Annotated in this window: 17 protein-coding genes; 5 read left to right on the forward strand and 12 right to left on the reverse strand. The window is 56.1% G+C overall.

Annotated features, from left to right (window positions below; all coding sequences use genetic code 11):
• Position 1 precedes the first annotated feature (1 nt).
• The 7 genes from FHI25_RS02375 to FHI25_RS02405 form a co-directional block, all read right to left on the reverse strand.
• Positions 2 to 1441 carry a mannose-1-phosphate guanylyltransferase/mannose-6-phosphate isomerase gene (locus FHI25_RS02375; RefSeq protein ID WP_246878862.1) on the reverse strand — a complete coding sequence of 480 codons (1440 nt, stop codon included), beginning with the start codon at positions 1439 to 1441 and terminating at the stop codon, positions 2 to 4.
• A 276-nt stretch (positions 1442 to 1717) separates the two neighbouring features.
• The gene (phbB, locus tag FHI25_RS02380; RefSeq protein ID WP_210514744.1) at positions 1718 to 2440 is read right to left on the reverse strand and encodes an acetoacetyl-CoA reductase; all 723 of its coding nucleotides are present in this window, start codon (positions 2438 to 2440) and stop codon (positions 1718 to 1720) included.
• 247 nt (positions 2441 to 2687) lie between these two features.
• The gene (locus FHI25_RS02385; protein WP_120224322.1) at positions 2688 to 3860 is read right to left on the reverse strand and encodes an acetyl-CoA C-acetyltransferase; all 1173 of its coding nucleotides are present in this window, start codon (positions 3858 to 3860) and stop codon (positions 2688 to 2690) included.
• A gap of 312 nt (positions 3861 to 4172) precedes the next feature.
• A complete protein-coding gene (locus FHI25_RS02390; protein ID WP_210514747.1) occupies positions 4173 to 4613 on the reverse strand; it encodes a DUF411 domain-containing protein in 441 nt (146 codons plus the stop codon).
• A gap of 41 nt (positions 4614 to 4654) precedes the next feature.
• The gene (locus FHI25_RS02395; RefSeq protein ID WP_210514751.1) at positions 4655 to 6166 is read right to left on the reverse strand and encodes a multicopper oxidase family protein; all 1512 of its coding nucleotides are present in this window, start codon (positions 6164 to 6166) and stop codon (positions 4655 to 4657) included.
• 131 nt (positions 6167 to 6297) lie between these two features.
• Complete coding sequence (locus FHI25_RS02400) at positions 6298 to 6579, reverse strand: hypothetical protein (protein ID WP_210514754.1); 282 nt, start codon at positions 6577 to 6579, stop codon at positions 6298 to 6300.
• A gap of 135 nt (positions 6580 to 6714) precedes the next feature.
• Positions 6715 to 7176, reverse strand: a complete 462-nt coding sequence (locus FHI25_RS02405) for an Lrp/AsnC family transcriptional regulator (protein ID WP_064780005.1) — start codon at positions 7174 to 7176, stop codon at positions 6715 to 6717.
• Positions 7177 to 7349: 173 nt separating this feature from the next.
• On the opposite strand from FHI25_RS02405, the gene FHI25_RS02410 reads away from it, so the two are divergent.
• Positions 7350 to 8327 (forward strand): nucleoside recognition domain-containing protein, encoded by a 978-nt coding sequence (locus FHI25_RS02410; protein ID WP_210514757.1) that lies wholly within the window; start codon positions 7350 to 7352, stop codon positions 8325 to 8327.
• Between the two features lie 15 nt (positions 8328 to 8342).
• Here the strand turns inward: FHI25_RS02410 and FHI25_RS02415 are convergent, their stop codons facing one another.
• Both FHI25_RS02415 and FHI25_RS02420 read right to left on the reverse strand, forming a co-directional pair.
• Complete coding sequence (locus FHI25_RS02415; protein ID WP_081579273.1) at positions 8343 to 9530, reverse strand: alpha/beta fold hydrolase; 1188 nt, start codon at positions 9528 to 9530, stop codon at positions 8343 to 8345.
• The gene (locus tag FHI25_RS02420; RefSeq protein ID WP_210514760.1) at positions 9427 to 10239 is read right to left on the reverse strand and encodes a hypothetical protein; all 813 of its coding nucleotides are present in this window, start codon (positions 10237 to 10239) and stop codon (positions 9427 to 9429) included. The genes FHI25_RS02415 and FHI25_RS02420 overlap by 104 nt, the downstream gene beginning before the upstream one ends.
• Positions 10240 to 10578: 339 nt before the next feature.
• Between FHI25_RS02420 and phaR the strand changes: the two genes are divergently transcribed.
• The 4 genes from phaR to FHI25_RS02440 all read left to right on the forward strand — a co-directional run bounded on the left by phaR (position 10579) and on the right by FHI25_RS02440 (position 13283).
• Positions 10579 to 11196, forward strand: a complete 618-nt coding sequence (gene phaR / locus FHI25_RS02425) for a polyhydroxyalkanoate synthesis repressor PhaR (RefSeq protein WP_210514762.1) — start codon at positions 10579 to 10581, stop codon at positions 11194 to 11196.
• A 282-nt stretch (positions 11197 to 11478) separates the two neighbouring features.
• On the forward strand, positions 11479 to 11835 hold the full coding sequence (locus FHI25_RS02430; protein ID WP_008889413.1) for a hypothetical protein: 357 nt from the start codon (positions 11479 to 11481) through the stop codon (positions 11833 to 11835).
• Between the two features lie 168 nt (positions 11836 to 12003).
• Positions 12004 to 12399: a helix-turn-helix transcriptional regulator gene (locus FHI25_RS02435; protein ID WP_062956477.1), complete on the forward strand. Its 396-nt coding sequence runs from the start codon at positions 12004 to 12006 to the stop codon at positions 12397 to 12399.
• A gap of 173 nt (positions 12400 to 12572) precedes the next feature.
• Positions 12573 to 13283: a YiiX/YebB-like N1pC/P60 family cysteine hydrolase gene (locus tag FHI25_RS02440; protein WP_210514764.1), complete on the forward strand. Its 711-nt coding sequence runs from the start codon at positions 12573 to 12575 to the stop codon at positions 13281 to 13283.
• Between the two features lie 234 nt (positions 13284 to 13517).
• On the opposite strand, the gene proB is transcribed toward FHI25_RS02440, so the two are convergent.
• The 3 genes from proB to rpmA all read right to left on the reverse strand — a co-directional run bounded on the left by proB (position 13518) and on the right by rpmA (position 16104).
• A complete protein-coding gene (proB, locus tag FHI25_RS02445) occupies positions 13518 to 14642 on the reverse strand; it encodes a glutamate 5-kinase (RefSeq protein ID WP_210514766.1) in 1125 nt (374 codons plus the stop codon).
• Positions 14639 to 15676 carry a GTPase ObgE gene (obgE, locus tag FHI25_RS02450; RefSeq protein ID WP_210514769.1) on the reverse strand — a complete coding sequence of 346 codons (1038 nt, stop codon included), beginning with the start codon at positions 15674 to 15676 and terminating at the stop codon, positions 14639 to 14641. The genes proB and obgE overlap by 4 nt, the downstream gene beginning before the upstream one ends.
• A 167-nt stretch (positions 15677 to 15843) precedes the next feature.
• Complete coding sequence (gene rpmA, locus FHI25_RS02455; protein WP_008889409.1) at positions 15844 to 16104, reverse strand: 50S ribosomal protein L27; 261 nt, start codon at positions 16102 to 16104, stop codon at positions 15844 to 15846.
• Between the last annotated feature and the right edge of the window lie 17 nt (positions 16105 to 16121).

Below are 16121 nucleotides of genomic sequence, written 5' to 3' on the forward strand. Positions count from 1 at the left end.
TTTATCCCAGTTCTTTCTTTGCTTGTGTCTTGCGTCCGTACTCGTCGTCAAAACGCTCAATATCATCTTCGCCGAGGTAAGTACCAGATTGTACTTCAATCAACTCGAGCGGAATTTTTCCCGGGTTTTCCATGCGGTGAACTGCGCCCAAGGGAATATAGGTTGATTCGTTTTCCTTAAGTAGGAAGGTTTCCTCATCCCGGGTCACAAGTGCTGTTCCCTTAACAACAATCCAGTGCTCAGCGCGATGATTATGTCGTTGCAGGGAGAGTCTTGCGCCAGGCTTGACGGTGATGCGTTTTACCTGGAAGCGATCACTGTGATCTATGCTGTCATATGCACCCCACGGGCGTGCTACACGGCGGTGTTCGACCACTTCCGCGCGACCTGCAGCGTCAAGATCAGATACCACAGTCTTGATTTTTTCTACTTGATCAAGCGCACTGACCATAAGCGCATCCGGTGTATCAATAATCGCCAGATCTTGCGTACCGATAGTAACGACAAAACGACGGTCCGACGCGTGTACAAGGGTGTTCCTCGAATCAATCGAGTGAATGTTTTCGATAACACCAAGCTTGCCACAATTTTCTTTGTCGACATCGCTTAGCGCGAACATCGCATCCCAACTGCCAACATCACTCCAAACGCCCCTGAATGGAACGACAGCGATATTTGTCGCGCGCTCCATAACCGCGTAGTCGATACTCTTTTTTGGTGCGTCGATGAAATCTGAACCGGGTCGCCAAAATGTCCCGTCCTGTTCGGCACTTGCCATGGAGGCGATGCATTTCTCGTAGATCTGTGGCTCATATGCCTGCAGGGCATCGAGAAGGACAGAACGCTTGATAAGAAAAATGCCAGAGTTCCACAGGAAATTGCCGGAAGAGAGGAAATCCAGTGCAGTTTTGACATCCGGCTTTTCATGGAAACGCACTGACTTTGCAGCGTCAGCACGGATTTCCTCGCCAGTTTCAATATAACCGTAGGCAGTACTTGGGCCGCTTGGCTTAACCCCGAAGGTGACAATCCATCCTTGGTTTGCAAGGTCCGTAGCACCAGAGACCATTGCACGAAATTCGTCAGCACCTGGAATGAAGTGGTCTGCTGGACAAAACAGCAGCAAATCATCGGGGCGTCCGTTAAAAGCCGCAGCCAAGCCCATTGCAGGCGCAGTATCGCGACCACAAGGTTCAAGAATCTGCGTAAGGTCATGCCCGGCTTTCTCTGTAATCTCTTGAACGAAAAACCGGTAGTCGTCCCCGCTCACAGCCAGCACTTCACCAAGCGGTGCAACTCTGTCAAGCGTGAGGTCAAATAAGGACTTTCCCTTGTAAAGAGGGATGAATTGTTTGGGCGACGCCTTGCGCGAGAGCGGCCAGAGCCTCGTCCCAGATCCGCCACACATAATGACAGGTTTGATGATCTTGTCTTCTCGCATATCTACGTTGCGCTTTCCGGTGATGCATCTTTGATAACCGATCCCGCTTATAGACCAGTTTTTGTTTTCCTTCCAACACCTCTATCGACTATCGGACAAACAAATCCGAGAAAATAGTCATGCGACCTGATTGATCAACGATTGCTTCAAGGGGCGTTGGGAGTTTTACCCATATAAGTTCAAGGTACTAATTAAGTTAACACCAACAAAAAACGCCCCGCATTCCTGCAGGGCGCTTTGCTTTATCGGTGATGCTTCGCCCAATGAGCCAAAGCATCAGAACATATGCTGACCGCCATTGATCGACAGGCAGGAGCCGGTGATGAAGCCGGAATTCGGGCCGCAGAGATAGAGGATCGCCTGGGCGATTTCATCGGCCTCGCCCAGTCGTCCGACCGGGATTTTGGAAATGATGCCTTCAAGCACATTTTCCGGAACGGCTGCCACCATGTCGGTATTGATATAGCCCGGTGCGATGGTGTTGACCGTAATGCCTTTACGCGCGACTTCCTGGGCCAGTGCCTTGGTAAAGCCGTGCACGCCTGCCTTGGCAGCGGAATAGTTGGTCTGGCCCAACTGACCGGCCTGCCCGTTGATCGAGGAAATATTGACGACACGGCCAAAGCCGCGTGCACGCATGCCTTCAAGGACCGGTTTGGTCATGTAAAAGAGCGAGCTCAGGTTGGTGTCGATCACTGCGTTCCATTGCTCGGTCTCCATCTTGTGCATGAAACCGTCGCGGGTGATGCCGGCATTGTTGATCAGAATATCAATCGGGCCGACTTCGGCTTCGACCTTGGCGATGCCAGCGGCACACGCATCGGCGTCGGCCACACTCCATTTATAGGTCGCAATGCCGGTTTCGTCGGTGAAGGCCTTGGCGGCCTCGTCATTGCCAGCATAGTTCGCCACAACGGTGTAGCCCGCGTCCTTGAGTGACAGACTGATTGCCTTGCCGATCCCGCGTGTTCCACCGGTTACCAGTGCTGTTTTTGTCATGGTCGCCTCCCTAAACTTCGTTCATCAAACGTGTCATCATCGCGATTTCCGTAGCTTGCCCTTCTACGACTTGCGTAACTTTAATCCATAAATTGCGTTATATACGTAACTTTATTACTTCTCCATCCTCGAATTCTACAAAAGCGCTTAGTCTTTCGTCGCACTGCAGCAAATTCTGCATCAACGCAAACGGGGCATCCCCATCAAGAGGACGCCCCGCATATGTTATTTGCCGGCAAAAGGTCGCTTAGCGTTCAACGCAAAGCGCAACCCCCATACCGCCACCAATGCAGAGCGTCGCCAGACCTTTTTTGGCATCGCGTTTCTGCATTTCGTGCAGCAATGTGGTGAACACACGGGCGCCGGATGCACCGATCGGATGGCCAAGCGCAATCGCACCACCATTGACGTTCACCTTGTCGGTATCCCAGCCCATGTCGCGGTTAACCGCAATCGCCTGGGCGGCGAAGGCTTCGTTGGCTTCGATCAGGTCAAGGTCGGCTGCCGACCAGCCGGCCTTTTCAAGCGCCTTCTTCGACGCCGGGATCGGGCCGGAACCCATGATCGCCGGATCAACACCGGCCGTCGCCCAGCTTTTGATCGTCGCAAGCGGGGTCAGGCCACGCTTGGAGGCCTCAGCCGCCGACATAACAACAAGGGCGGCCGCCCCATCATTGATGCCCGATGCGTTACCAGCGGTCACCGTGCCTTCCTTATCGAAAGCCGGGCGCAGTTTGGCCATGCCGTCGACGGTGGCACCGTGACGCGGATATTCGTCAGCATCAAAGATGGTTTCACCCTTGCGATGCGCGATGGTGACAGGCGCAATTTCATCATTGAAGCGACCGGCTTTCTGGGCGGCCTCGGCCTTGTTCTGGGAGGCGGCGGCGAATTCATCCTGCTCTTCGCGGGAGATGCCCCATTTCTTGGCAATGTTTTCTGCCGTGTTGCCCATGTGATAGCCGTTGAACGCACACCACAGGCCGTCCTTGATCATGCTGTCGATGAATTTGACATCGCCCATTTTGTGCCCGGCGCGCAGATGCGCGACATGGGTTGAAAGCGACATGTTTTCCTGACCACCGGCAACGACGATGTTGGCGTCCCCCGTCATGATCTGCTGTGCCGCAAGGGCGACGGTGCGCAGGCCCGAACCGCAAACCTGGTTGATCAGAAACGCGGTTGTACGATCAGAGATGCCCGCACCGATGGCGGCCTGGCGTGCCGGGTTCTGACCCTGACCACCTGTCAGGACCTGACCAAGGATCACTTCGTCAACAGCATCGCCTTCGACACCTGCGCGTTCGAGTGCAGCCTTGATGGCAATAGCACCCAGATCGTGCGCCGGTGTATTGGCCAGCGTGCCACTGAATGCGCCGATTGGTGTCCGTGCGGCACCCACAATTACGACGTCGGTCATGAGATCCTCCGATTAATCCTGATTACGTTTCCAAAGATCGGGCGAAGGTCGTTACGAGCCTTGCTCAGATCCTGCCTCAATCTTACCGCGCCGCAGCAAATTTCCAAGCGCTGATACCTACCACTTTCGGGTCAGTCGAATATGTACAACTTGCAAGCGAGGAGCATCAAGGCACTCCCAGCAGGCGATACATAGAGTGTGTGCCTATAGCGGCGAGATCGCAAGCCCTGTGCGCAACTTTAAGGGCAATGTCACGCATAATTTCGCCTTAGAAGGCCCGGCCCCATCGTCGGGGCCGGGCCTTACAGGCGGTTAGCGGACGTCGTAGATCTCGGCGGTGTTGTCCTTGATCTGATAGACTTCGAACGGGGCATTCTTGACCCCGCCCATACCGGGCGAGCCCATCGGCATGCCCGGCAGGGTATATGCCTTGGCATCCGGGCGTTCTGCCAAAATGCGGTCGATGGTTTCAAACGGGACATGACCGGAAATGGCATAGCCTTCGATCATGGTCAGATGGCAGCCCTGCATTTCTTCGGGAATTCCCATCATGCGTGACATCTGAACAACCTGATCGCTTTCGATCACTTCGACCTCATAGTCCCGCGCGACAAGATAATCGGCATAGATCGCACAGCAGCCGCAATTGGGATCCTTGTAGACTTTTGCCTGCAGGGGATTGGCGTGACTGTGGCCGGACAAACTCATCGTTGTGAGGCCAAGGGTAAGTATAAATGCAAAGAAACGTTTCATGGTTTTGATCCTGTCGTTTTTCGATTGCAGCTTTGGGGCGGTCAGGCGGTCCGGATGAAGCCGGACATGCCGCCGAATTTGTGTTCGAGAATGTGGCAATGAAGCATCCAGTCGCCGGGATTGTCGGCAACAAAGGCGATTTCGGCCTGTTCTGCCGGGGCAAGAAGGACGGTATCCTGCCATTCCTGATAGCGGGTCGGTTGCCCGTTGCGTGAAAGCACCCGGAAGGCATGACCATGCAAGTGGATCGGATGATACCAGGCCGTCGCGTTGGTCACGGTCACGACACAGCTTTCCCCGCGGCCGAGTGAAAACAGCGGGCCGAGCTCATCGCGTTCGGGATCGCGGCCATTGACCATCCAGATGCCACCGCCGGTCATCATGCCCATCATCGATTGCGCCATGCCGCGCACCTCACCAAGGAAGCCGGCATCAATCTTGCCGGTTTCGACAAGATGGCGCAGCACACCACCGCCCATCATGCCGCCGGTATAAAGCAGCTGTTCGCGCCGGGCATTTTGCAGATCAGGTTCCGGTAACGGGTTATCGGGCAAGGTCATGCTGGTTTGCGCAACGTCGCTACGCACCGGATCCCCCGCGACCCGGAGGTTTGCCAACGGGTTTTCAAGCCCGTCATAGAAACGGTCGATCAGGGAAAACTGGCCACTGGCATCAGGCGGGACATCAACAATAAAATCAGCCCGCATGCCCGGTGCGAACAAAAAGACCGGCAGGTCTGGCACATGCGGGGTGACCGGATGACCATCAAGGGCAATCAGATGCGGTGCCAAACCCGCAAAATCGATGGCAAAGACGCGCGCATTGGCGGTGTTGATCATGCGCACCCTGATCCGTTCGCCGGGGCGGACCGAAATATCGGGATTTGCCACACCATTGATGGTGACAAGCCCGCCCAGACGCCCGGCATGACCGACATCGTGCCCGGCATTAAACACCGGATCGATTTCACCATTTTCCCCAAGACGCCAGTCATCGATCAGCCAGACAAATTCCCGATCGACGCTGAGCGGTTCGGCCTCCTCGACGATCAAGGCACCGTAAAGGCCACGGGCAAGCTGGGTCGGTGAATTGATATGCGGATGATACCAATAGGTTCCGGCATCCCGGGCGTTAAAGCGGTAATCGAATGTGTCGCCCGGCGCGACCGGCTTTTGGGTCAGGCCGGGCACCCCATCCATGGCATTGGGAACACGCACCCCGTGCCAGTGGATGCTGCTGGGCTCTGCAAGCTGATTTTCAAAGCGGACATGGACGTCTTCGCCCTGTTTGACGCGTAGAAGTGAGCCCGGCACCGTGCCGTTAAATGCCCATACCGGTGTTGGCATGGCACCCCCGGGGATAATGCGGGCAGTGGCGGGGGCGGCGGTTACTTGCTGGACGCCCACGGTCTCGGCGGCGTTGGCCATGCCGCGCCCAAAGCCCGGGATCATCCCGGGTAAAGTAGTGGACAGGGCCGCGGCGGTGACGCCACCGGCACCCAGCGTTTGCAAGAAACGGCGCCGTGACGGGCGCAAAGTGGAAAGGTTCTTCATGAGGATGACTTTCCTGACAGATGACAGTTTCGCGGCATTGCAGATGCCGGAATGGTTGGCGCGCAGCACCGTTGTCAGAGCGCGCGCACTTGGCCGGTCTGTGGGGCAATGCCGATACAGACCGGGTCGGGTCAGGAAAGAAGGCGGGGCGGGGCGATTTCCGGGCGTTGCGTAATGCCCGCAGCGCGATGGGCCACGGGCAGGATATGAAGCTGCTTGACCGAAAGGAGGATTGCCAGCGGTTCCTTACGCGCAATCACGGCCGGAACAGCACAGATGATATCGCAGGCATCAGCCACCTGTGGCGAGGTCGCGCAATCATCGCAATCAGCCATCATCTGTTCCATGGTTCCATGCGACATGCCGGCCCCTGCCATCGGCATTGCCGAGGCCGAGGCAGATATATGTGTCATGCCCGCGACCGAGGCGCCGAGCAAACACAGTGTCATGAAAATATGGAGCAGCTTGTTCATAAGCCAAAAACTATCGCGATCCGGTGGGCGCGTCCATGATCTTGATCATATCGACCGCTGACATTCACGTTGGGGCTAGATCGCCGGTCCGAATTCATCCTTCAGCGTTTCGGTGATGATGTAGGTGCGGTACCAGACGATGTTGTCGTCGGCATCAAACAGCGTTTCGCAAAGGGCGGTATATTCCGCCATGTCGCGCATCTGTAAAATCATCACCCCGGTGACTTCGCCGGTGACGACATGGCATTGACGTACAGCATCAAGTTTGCGGACCTTGCGAATAAAATCCTGCCGGAACTGATTACCGTGGCGATGGAATTCAAGATTGATCACCGCCCCCAGCGGACGTCCGACCTGGGCCGGATCAATCACCGCGACGGTTTTGCGGATCACACCTGATTGGCGCAGCTTGGCCACGCGTCGCAAACAGGCCGACGGCGACAAGCCGATCCGGTCGGCCAGTTCGGCATTGGGGATATCGGCGTTTTCCTGCAACTGGCGCAGGATTTTGGTATCGATCTGATCCAGTTCGGGCATATCACGCAACTCCACCGCGCCAATCAGCTTAATAACGCTTCCATATTGCACGAACATGCGCAAATACGCTGCACAAAAATCAGAAACCCGTGGCATGATCGCGGCCTTGAACGACCTTACATGCGCCTACCACGACCATTGAAACCCTCAATACCTAACCGGATTGCCGCCCCATGCATCGCTATGCCTTTGACCTGATCAACCGCAGCCAGAAACTGTTCATCACCCTGATCAAGGTGATGTTGCCCGTGATGGTGATTGTCCGCATTGCCGAGGAATTCGGGGCGGTTGAACTGGTATCCAATTGGCTGGCACCGGTGATGGCGCTGATCGGCCTGCCGCCAGAGGCCGGGCTGATCTGGGCGACCTGCGTTTTGGTCAGCATGTATGGCGCGGTCGGTGCGTTTGTCGGGCTGGCAGCGCATCTTGATATGACTGCGGCACAGCTGAGTGCGCTGTGTGCCATGATGCTGTTTGCCCATGGCCTGCCGGTCGAACAGGCGATTGTCAAACGGGCCGGGGCCAGTTTCTGGGCGACCACCGCCCTTCGCGTCGGGGCGGCAATTGGCTATGCCGCATTGGTCACCTGGGTTAGCGACGTGACAGGCTGGCTGTCCGAGCCGGTTGATTTTTCCTGGATGGTCGGCAGTGAAGCTGCGACCGCCGCTACCAGCGGGCTGGCCGCGTGGATGGATTGGTCCATTCAGGTGATCAAATCGCTTGTGGTAACCTTTGGCGTGATTGTCGGCTTGTTGATCCTGCTGGATATCCTGGAGAAAACCGGAATCACGGCGCGCATCACACAGGCGATGATGCCGGTCCTGCGCATTTCGGGCATTTCGCGTGATGTGGCACCAGTGACCACCATCGGTGTGTTACTCGGCATTACCTATGGCGGGGCGCTGATCATTGATGAGGCGCGCAAGAACAATTACCCCAAACGCACCCTTTTCCTGTCGCTCAGTTGGTTGTCGCTGTCACATTCCCTGATCGAGGATACGGCGATCATGCTGGCCCTTGGTGCGGATATCTGGGTTGTCCTTGTCGGACGCGTGATCCTGACGCTGATCATCATCGCCCTTCTGGCGCGCCTGACCCTGCGCTGGGCACCGGAGCGCGCCCAACAACTTGCCACCGAAAGTGCCGATTAAAAGTGGGCTTTCGGGTTAGCCCGCAAGCCAATCGACCACCGGTTTCCAAGTGGATTTTTCCGCCCGTGATCCGACCATCATGCCGATATGCCCGGCGGAGGGATGAAGTTCGGTGCGGAGATCTTCGGGGCAGGCATCAAAAAGCGCCTGCGCGCTTTCGGGTGGGACGATGCGGTCATTTTCCGGGATCACGGCCAGCACCGGGCAGGACAAATCCGCCGGGTTAATATCAATGCCGTCAATCTGCCACTGGCCCTTGGCCGGGCGGTTTTCGACATACCAGCCAATCAGGCAATCGACCGCGACCCGTCGCGGCAAGGGCACACCATCATTCAGCCAATCTTCGAGGGCGACAAAATCCTGTGCCTTGGTTGAATCCATTGCCATGGCCTGAAAACGCCGGAATTTTTCGCCCATCATGAAGGGATCAAGGCTGGCAAACAGGCTTTGCAGCACGTCCACGGGCAAAGTGTCATGGATTGCCAGCATTTGCGGCAGCGAGGGCGCAAAGGCCGCAGCAATGCGTGACTGGGTCGGACCAGCAGCCATGAAGTCCCAAGGGGTTGCCAGCAGAACAAGCTTTGACACCTGTGCCGGATCGAGAAGTGTCGCCGCAAGGGCAACAACCCCGCCCATGCAATAGCCCACCACCGGCACCGGCCCGCCATTGATATCGGCGACGTCCTGAAGAATGGTGACCAGACGGCCAGCAACATAATCATCAAGGCCAAAGTTGGCTTCGTCCATGCCGGGATAGCCCCATTCGACCAGAAGCGGGCGATAGCCGCATTTGGCCAGATAGCGCGCAAAGCTTCGCTTTTCATTGAGATCAAGGATATAACCGCGATTGACCAGCGACGGCACAAGCAGGACAACTTCGCCGGTTTTCGCCGCCTTGTTGTCAGACGTCGCGCCATAGTCATACACCCGTGTCGAGCCTTCCTCCCAGACGGTCGGGATATCCTTGCGGTCCTGATCACGCGGGCGGCGATAGGGATGGCGTTGATAGGCCCGCACCCCGTCATGGAACCCGGCATGGCGATCAAAGGCGACACGATCAAGTGCCTGTGCAACGTCATCAGGGTGATAGGCCTCAAGCTCAGCCAGAAGACTTTCCGCCTGATCCTTCAGTTCCGGCTTCCAGGGCAGCAATTGTTTCAGAAAGATCGGCAATGCGGCGCGCGAGCTGAGCCAGCTCGTCATCTCGACTGCCAGATGCATCGGAAGCGGTCTTGGCCCCGCCCGCCTCTGATTTTCGCGTTTTGGCGGAAGCGGTTTTTGTTTTGGCGGACTGATCATTCTTCCCCTGCCCCTTTGCAGCGTTTTTTGCGGCACGTTTGGTTTTGGAAGTCTTGTTGGCTTCATCGGCGGCGGATGTTTGTGCGCTGTCTTTATCGGATGTCTGCCCGCCAGTGTTACCGGCAGCATCCGCGACATCCGGTTCAGCTTTTGCAGTGTCTGGTTTTGGCGTCATCCCGGCCATACCAGCCATGGCAGACATATCGGGCGCAAACGGCATGCCCGCGAACGGGGATGCCGGCAGTTCGCGTGCGGCCTTGGCCATCTGATCGAGCATCGCCTGCAAAGGATTGGCCGCCGCCATGGCATCGCCCATCGGGTTGCCGATTGGATTTCCAACACCGGATGCGGGATGCTGGCCCATCGCCATTTGACCGATCAGCTTGCCCCAGGCTTCAAAGCCTTCACCCATGCGGGTGGTATCGGCACCAAGGGATGCATAAAGGCGCCCGATGGCACTGGCGGCATGGGCACCGTCAGCGGTTGCAGCGACCTGTTGGCGCCAGAGTTCAAGAAACTGCCGGGCAAGTTGGTCAAGCCGTTCGTCATCGGCGTCTGATGACGAAGCCCCTGTGGTTTGTGATTGGTCGGGGTCGTTCGTAGCCTTGGCCATCGGCGATACCCTTATTGTTCCCAGTATTGTTCAGATGCGACGCGTATCTGTTGGCGACCACTATAAGAGGTTGAGGGTCGCGGGAAAACGAATTCCCGTGCTGTGGCGCAACAAACGGTATCCAAAGTTGTTTTTCGCACTGCACTTCGCGTTGAATACTGGACACATTGGAAAATTCGCGGCACTCTCACAGTCTTCTGAGCGAATGCAAAATCGAAAATGCTGCGCAACATCGTAAACGCAACAATGTGAATTGCCGGGGCGCAAAGCAGGTGGAACGACACCACCAGAAGGTTCGCCAGACATACGTCCGGGAAACAGGGAAGCAGGAAAGACGCCATGACCAACAAGAAATCAGATGATCAGGACCGCATCGTTATCAAGAAATATGCGAACCGCCGCCTCTATAACACAGCGACCAGTTCCTATGTGACGCTTGATCACCTTTCGCAGATGGTCAAAGACAATACCGACTTTGTTGTCTATGACGCGAAATCGGGTGAAGACATCACCCGTCCGGTCCTTACCCAGATTATTGTCGAGGAAGAAAACAAGGGGCAGAACCTCCTGCCGATCAGCTTCCTGCGCCAATTGATCGGTTTTTATGGCGACAGCCTTCAGGGGCTGGTGCCGAGCTACCTTGAACAGGCAATGCGCGCCTTTGGCCATAATCAGGAACAGATGCGCGAATATATGCAGGGCACCATGCAGGGCATGTTCCCGTTTGGCCAGTTCGAGGAAATGAACAAACAGAACATCGCGCTGTTTGAACAGACGATGAAGATGTTCTCGCCCTTCATGCAGGATGAAAACGGTGAGCCGACCGGCGACGGCCCGAAAAAGCCGACAGCACCCGGTGCTGCGAAATCCGATGCGTCGCTTGATGAGCTGAAAAGCCAGCTTGAAGCCATGCAGGCGCAGCTTAACAATCTTGCCGGTGGCAAATCCGGCAAATAAGGCCCCCGGCCCGCATCCCGGGCTCTGAGATCAAAAAGGCGAAGCTGCCATAGCGCACTTCGCCTTTTTTCATGCCCGCATGAGATCGGGCGGCAAACAATGCCCGCAGCATGCCCAAGCCGTCCGGCACCAATCCTGCATAAATTTTTCGTTAACACTTTCAGAACGCCCGGCACCGCCGAAAGGCGGCAATTTTTGCCGGGTGAATGCCATGACCACGCACCAAAACCCACGGAGTCCCGAAATACACAGGCAACAATGACCCAATAAACCGAAAAACACATGACCGCGATCACACCGATTTCCATGCTCCCGGCCCGCAGGACCGAAACTGCGAGCAGTGGAACCGATGGTCCTGCCGGGATCGGGATCGAACAACTGACGCAATTTTCACCTGTGGAAAAAATTGCGCAGGGTGGTGGCGCGTGGCTGCAACCCCATGATCTTGTGGGCAGTGCAGCATTCTGGACCCAGCTTCTGGGTCAGATCCTACCTCAGGAAAACCTTTTGCAACCGCCGGTCATTCAGTCCGCGCATGCCAGCTATGCGCTTCATCACAAACCAGACAGCGTAGAAACGAACGTCTTTTTTTCGCCTTCTGCACTAGACAAAGACAGCTCGATTGACCTATATAGCTAGCTTCTGGCGGAAAGCTGTAATGATTATCTGACCAATGTTCAGGTACAGGTCATCAAAATCGCAGTGCCTGAAAGGTGCCGCGATGGGTGTGACATATCGGGAAAAACAACGAACCCGACAGCATCCGAAGTGGGGAATAATAACTGGCGGTTGATAACGGATTATAAAATGACTGAGAATGCTCAAAACGAAGAACCGAAACGCGCAAACCGCGCCACAGACACTGACCGTTATGTTGGTCAGCGCATCCGCGAACGTCGCATCATGCTGGGTCTTTCCCAGCAGCAGATGGCGGATCTGATTGGCGTTACCTATCAGCAGGCTCACAAATACGAGCGCGGCATTAACCGCATCTCTGCTGGTCGCCTTTATGAGATCTCCCAGGTACTTGGCGTTCCGGTAAGCTATTTCTATGAAGGCCTGGAAGGCAATCAGGAAACCGAGCTCAATGCGCGTCAGCGTATGTGCCTGGAACTTGCGCGCAACTTCGCAAGCATCAAGCACGAGAAGCATCAGGAAGCACTGAGCCAGATGGCTCGCGCTCTTGCCGATCAGGCTGCTTAAGTCCGCATATCCGGACCATAGTGCCACCACAAAAAAGGCTGCCTTCTGCATTGCGAAGGCAGCCTTTTTTTATTTATTAACCGCACCTTAGCCCGCCCCTGCGATACTAAAAAAACGCACCGATACTTTCCGCGTCGCCCGTCACGGACAGCCCCATCCGGAGAAGCCCTAACATGAACTTGCTGTACACATTCTTCTCCTGCCTTATATTTGCCTTTGCAAACCCGGCCATTGCATCAGCCCAAGATCTACCAAGCATGGTTGACAAGTATTTCTTTGATACAGATCCACCGCATGGCGCACTGATTTTTCAGCAGCGCCAATCATTTGAGGCAGTTGCACTTAGGAAAGTAACCGGCAGTTTTTTCACCCACGTTGGTATCATCCGGGTTACTGGTGGTGGACCTTACGTGATGCAATCCTCTTCTGAAACTGACGGGGTAGAAGAGGTACCAATGGATGAGTTTATCAATGCCGGTACCAATCAAGATTTTGCGATCTATGTCGACGCCAAGGATATCCGTGGATATGGCCATTTGAACCATCCGGCATCAGAAGCCGCCTATGACTTCTATCACCTGCCCTACGACAGATATCTCATGCCAGGCACCGATGCGTTTTACAGCGCAGAACTGATCTTTGAACTCTTCAAAAAAGTCGGCCACCCGATCGGCGAGAAGACCAGCCTGGCACTGCTTAATCGGAATCAAGCCGCCAGCCTGAGTACCCTGTTTCCCGACTGGCAGAACCACCCTGTTTGCAAAGGTAACCTCCTTGATGAACAAATGTGCCTACAGCGTATCGGCTTGCAGAAAATCGTCATTCCCGACAGCTTGGCAAACGATCCAAAGCTTCGCCCCTTCATGACGACATATGCCAACTGACGATAATTCCCAAAGGCGGCCTGAGCGATCAACACGGCTTCACGCGAAACCAGAGCACTCGAACTGAGGGTAGAAGTCATTCACAGTACGACTCACAAGACAACTTTCCCGCAGCGGTTTACCCTTGGCACGCATTGGCTTTGCGACCAGAACTGCCCCCACAAAAGCACTGAAAACAAAAAGACCGGCATCATGGCACCGGTCTTTCACAATCCACGAGGTAACAGCTTTCGGTTAGTCCCCGGCGATGACCAAATCATCGGAATGAATTATCGCATTGCCTCTCGTAAAGCCAAGGGTGACTTCGATGTCGGCCGATGCATGGCCCATCAGAAGCCGGGTTTCTTCCGCGCCATAGGATGTGATGCCGCGCGCGATCTGCGCCCCATCAGGCCCCAGCACCCGCACAGCATCGCCATGTTTGAACCGGCCATCGACGCCGGTTATTCCGGCCGCCAGAAGGTTCTTGCCCGCCGCCAGGGCCTTGGCCGCCCCGGCATCGACAATGATGGCTCCTGACGCCTTGAGCGAGGTCGCAATCCAGTGACGACGTGCGGCAAGCGGGCTTTCGCTCGGCAGGAAGACGGTATTGGGGGCGCCTTCAAGCTGGGCTTTCAACGGATGATAGATGGTGCCGCGCGCGATGATCATGCGACACCCGGCCTTCATGGCGATTTCGGCAGCCTGAAGTTTGGTGACCATCCCGCCAGAGCTGTACATGGTCGGCGCGACACCGGCCATATTGAAAATCTCTGGCGTCAGTTCGCGGACTTCGGGGATCAGTTCGGCATCCGGGTTCTTGCGCGGATCGGCGGTATAAAGACCATCGATGTCAGACAGCAGAACCAGCGTATCGGCCGAAATCATGTGCGCGACCTTGGCGCCCAGACGATCATTATCGCCAAAGCGGATTTCCTCGGTCGCGACGGTATCATTTTCGTTGATCAGCGGAATGGCGCCACGGCCAAGCAATGCATTGAGCGTCCCACGGGCATTGAGGTAGCGACGACGGCCTTCCATGTCCTCAAGCGTGACCAGCACCTGTGCCATGGTCAGGCCATTGCGACCAAGCGCCTCCTGCCAGACCTGTGACAGGCTGATTTGTCCGGTGGCGGCGGCGGCCTGTTTATCGGCCAGACTGATCGTGCGGTGATCAAGGCCGAGCAACCGACGACCAAGCGCAATCGCACCACTGGAGACCACAATCACCTCGACCCCGCGTTCACGCAGAAGGGCGATATCATCAGCCAATGCTTCAAGCCAGGCACGACGCAGCTTGCCGGTATTTTCATCAACCAGCAGGGCCGAGCCCACCTTGATGATCAGGCGCTTTGCATCCGCCAGGGCATTGCTTGTCACGGCTGGAAGCCCTCTTCTTCGCGGCCTTCCATCGCACGGCGCTCACGCTCCCCATCAATATAGGCGCGGATTTCGCGATGGATTTCCTTCAAACCCTGCTGGGTCACGCCGGACACGATATAAACCTTTTTGCCGATGCCCTTTTCAAGGATCTGGCGCTGCTCCTCGACCATTTCGGGCAGGAGCTGATCTGCCTTGGACAGGACGACGATTTCGGGCTTCTCGACCAGTTCTTCGGCGTAGCCTTCAAGCTCTTCACGCACCGTCTTATAGGTTGCGACCGGATCTTCTTCGGCGCAATCGATCAGATGGACCAGAACTTCACAGCGTTCGATATGACCAAGGAAACGGGTGCCGATGCCCTTGCCTTCGGATGCGCCCTCGATCAGGCCGGGAATATCGGCCAGAACAAATTCATGATCATCGACATTCACCACGCCCAGCTGCGGATGCAGGGTGGTGAAGGGATAATCGGCGATTTTCGGACGTGCATGCGAGGATGCGGCAAGGAAGGTCGACTTGCCGGCATTCGGCAGACCGACAAGACCAGCATCGGCGATCAGCTTCAGGCGCAGCCACACCCACATTTCTTCTGCCGGCCAGCCTTCTTCGGCACGACGCGGTGCCTGGTTGGTCGAGGATTTGAAATGCGTGTTGCCACGGCCGCCATCACCACCCCGGCACAGCAGATAGGTCTGGCCCGGTTCGATCATATCGACAATCAGGGTTTCGCGATCTTCGGCAAGGACCTGCGTTCCGACCGGGACTTTAATCGTGATGGATTTACCGGAACGGCCAGTACGCTGCCGGCCCATGCCATGCATACCGACTTCGGCCTTGAAGTGCTGCTGATAACGGAAATCGATCAGGGTGTTGAGGTTCTCGACCGCCTCGAGGATGATGTCGCCACCCCGGCCGCCATCGCCGCCGTCCGGCCCGCCATACTCGATATATTTTTCACGGCGGAAGCTGACCGAACCGGCACCGCCGCGGCCACTGCGCACATAAATCTTGGCTTCATCGAGAAACTTCATAACCGGTCCTTCGGGCGCACCCGTTTATCACTTTATATTGGCTCCCCGGTGCGCGAGGAACGCGCAGCGACGGGGTCCGAAATTCTATATCACATAAAACAAGGGAGGAATGATTGCTCATTCCTCCCTCGAAAATCTTGCTACGTATCGCGCAGCCGACGGGAGGCTTACGCCTCGGCCGGAACGACGGTTACGTAGGTACGACCCTTGAAGCCCGACTTGAACTGGACAGAACCGTTCACAGTCGCAAACAGGGTGTGGTCTTTGGCGAGGCCAACATTGTCACCGGCATGGAACTTGGTGCCACGCTGACGAACGAGAATGTTGCCTGCAACAACTGCCTGACCACCGAATTTTTTAACGCCGAGACGGCGACCTTCGGAGTCACGACCGTTGCGCGAACTACCACCAGCTTTCTTATGAGCCATGAAACTCTCCTAAAACT

Origin of the sequence: Thalassospira sp. ER-Se-21-Dark (assembly GCF_017922435.1) — a bacterium.
GTDB lineage: Bacteria > Pseudomonadota > Alphaproteobacteria > Rhodospirillales > Thalassospiraceae > Thalassospira.

Coding starts and splice junctions, on each gene's coding strand:
- FHI25_RS02400 (WP_210514754.1), bottom strand. CDS start 6,579: ATGACACATATATCTGCCTCGGCCTCGGCAATGCCGATGGCAGGGGCC.
- FHI25_RS02390 (WP_210514747.1), bottom strand. CDS start 4,613: ATGAAACGTTTCTTTGCATTTATACTTACCCTTGGCCTCACAACGATG.
- FHI25_RS02375 (WP_246878862.1), bottom strand. CDS start 1,441: ATGCGAGAAGACAAGATCATCAAACCTGTCATTATGTGTGGCGGATCT.
- FHI25_RS02435 (WP_062956477.1), top strand. CDS start 12,004: ATGACTGAGAATGCTCAAAACGAAGAACCGAAACGCGCAAACCGCGCC.
- FHI25_RS02440 (WP_210514764.1), top strand. CDS start 12,573: ATGAACTTGCTGTACACATTCTTCTCCTGCCTTATATTTGCCTTTGCA.
- FHI25_RS02395 (WP_210514751.1), bottom strand. CDS start 6,166: ATGAAGAACCTTTCCACTTTGCGCCCGTCACGGCGCCGTTTCTTGCAA.
- obgE (WP_210514769.1), bottom strand. CDS start 15,676: ATGAAGTTTCTCGATGAAGCCAAGATTTATGTGCGCAGTGGCCGCGGC.
- phbB (WP_210514744.1), bottom strand. CDS start 2,440: ATGACAAAAACAGCACTGGTAACCGGTGGAACACGCGGGATCGGCAAG.
- FHI25_RS02385 (WP_120224322.1), bottom strand. CDS start 3,860: ATGACCGACGTCGTAATTGTGGGTGCCGCACGGACACCAATCGGCGCA.
- FHI25_RS02415 (WP_081579273.1), bottom strand. CDS start 9,530: ATGACGAGCTGGCTCAGCTCGCGCGCCGCATTGCCGATCTTTCTGAAA.
- rpmA (WP_008889409.1), bottom strand. CDS start 16,104: ATGGCTCATAAGAAAGCTGGTGGTAGTTCGCGCAACGGTCGTGACTCC.
- FHI25_RS02405 (WP_064780005.1), bottom strand. CDS start 7,176: ATGCCCGAACTGGATCAGATCGATACCAAAATCCTGCGCCAGTTGCAG.
- FHI25_RS02420 (WP_210514760.1), bottom strand. CDS start 10,239: ATGGCCAAGGCTACGAACGACCCCGACCAATCACAAACCACAGGGGCT.
- FHI25_RS02410 (WP_210514757.1), top strand. CDS start 7,350: ATGCATCGCTATGCCTTTGACCTGATCAACCGCAGCCAGAAACTGTTC.
- FHI25_RS02430 (WP_008889413.1), top strand. CDS start 11,479: ATGACCGCGATCACACCGATTTCCATGCTCCCGGCCCGCAGGACCGAA.
- phaR (WP_210514762.1), top strand. CDS start 10,579: ATGACCAACAAGAAATCAGATGATCAGGACCGCATCGTTATCAAGAAA.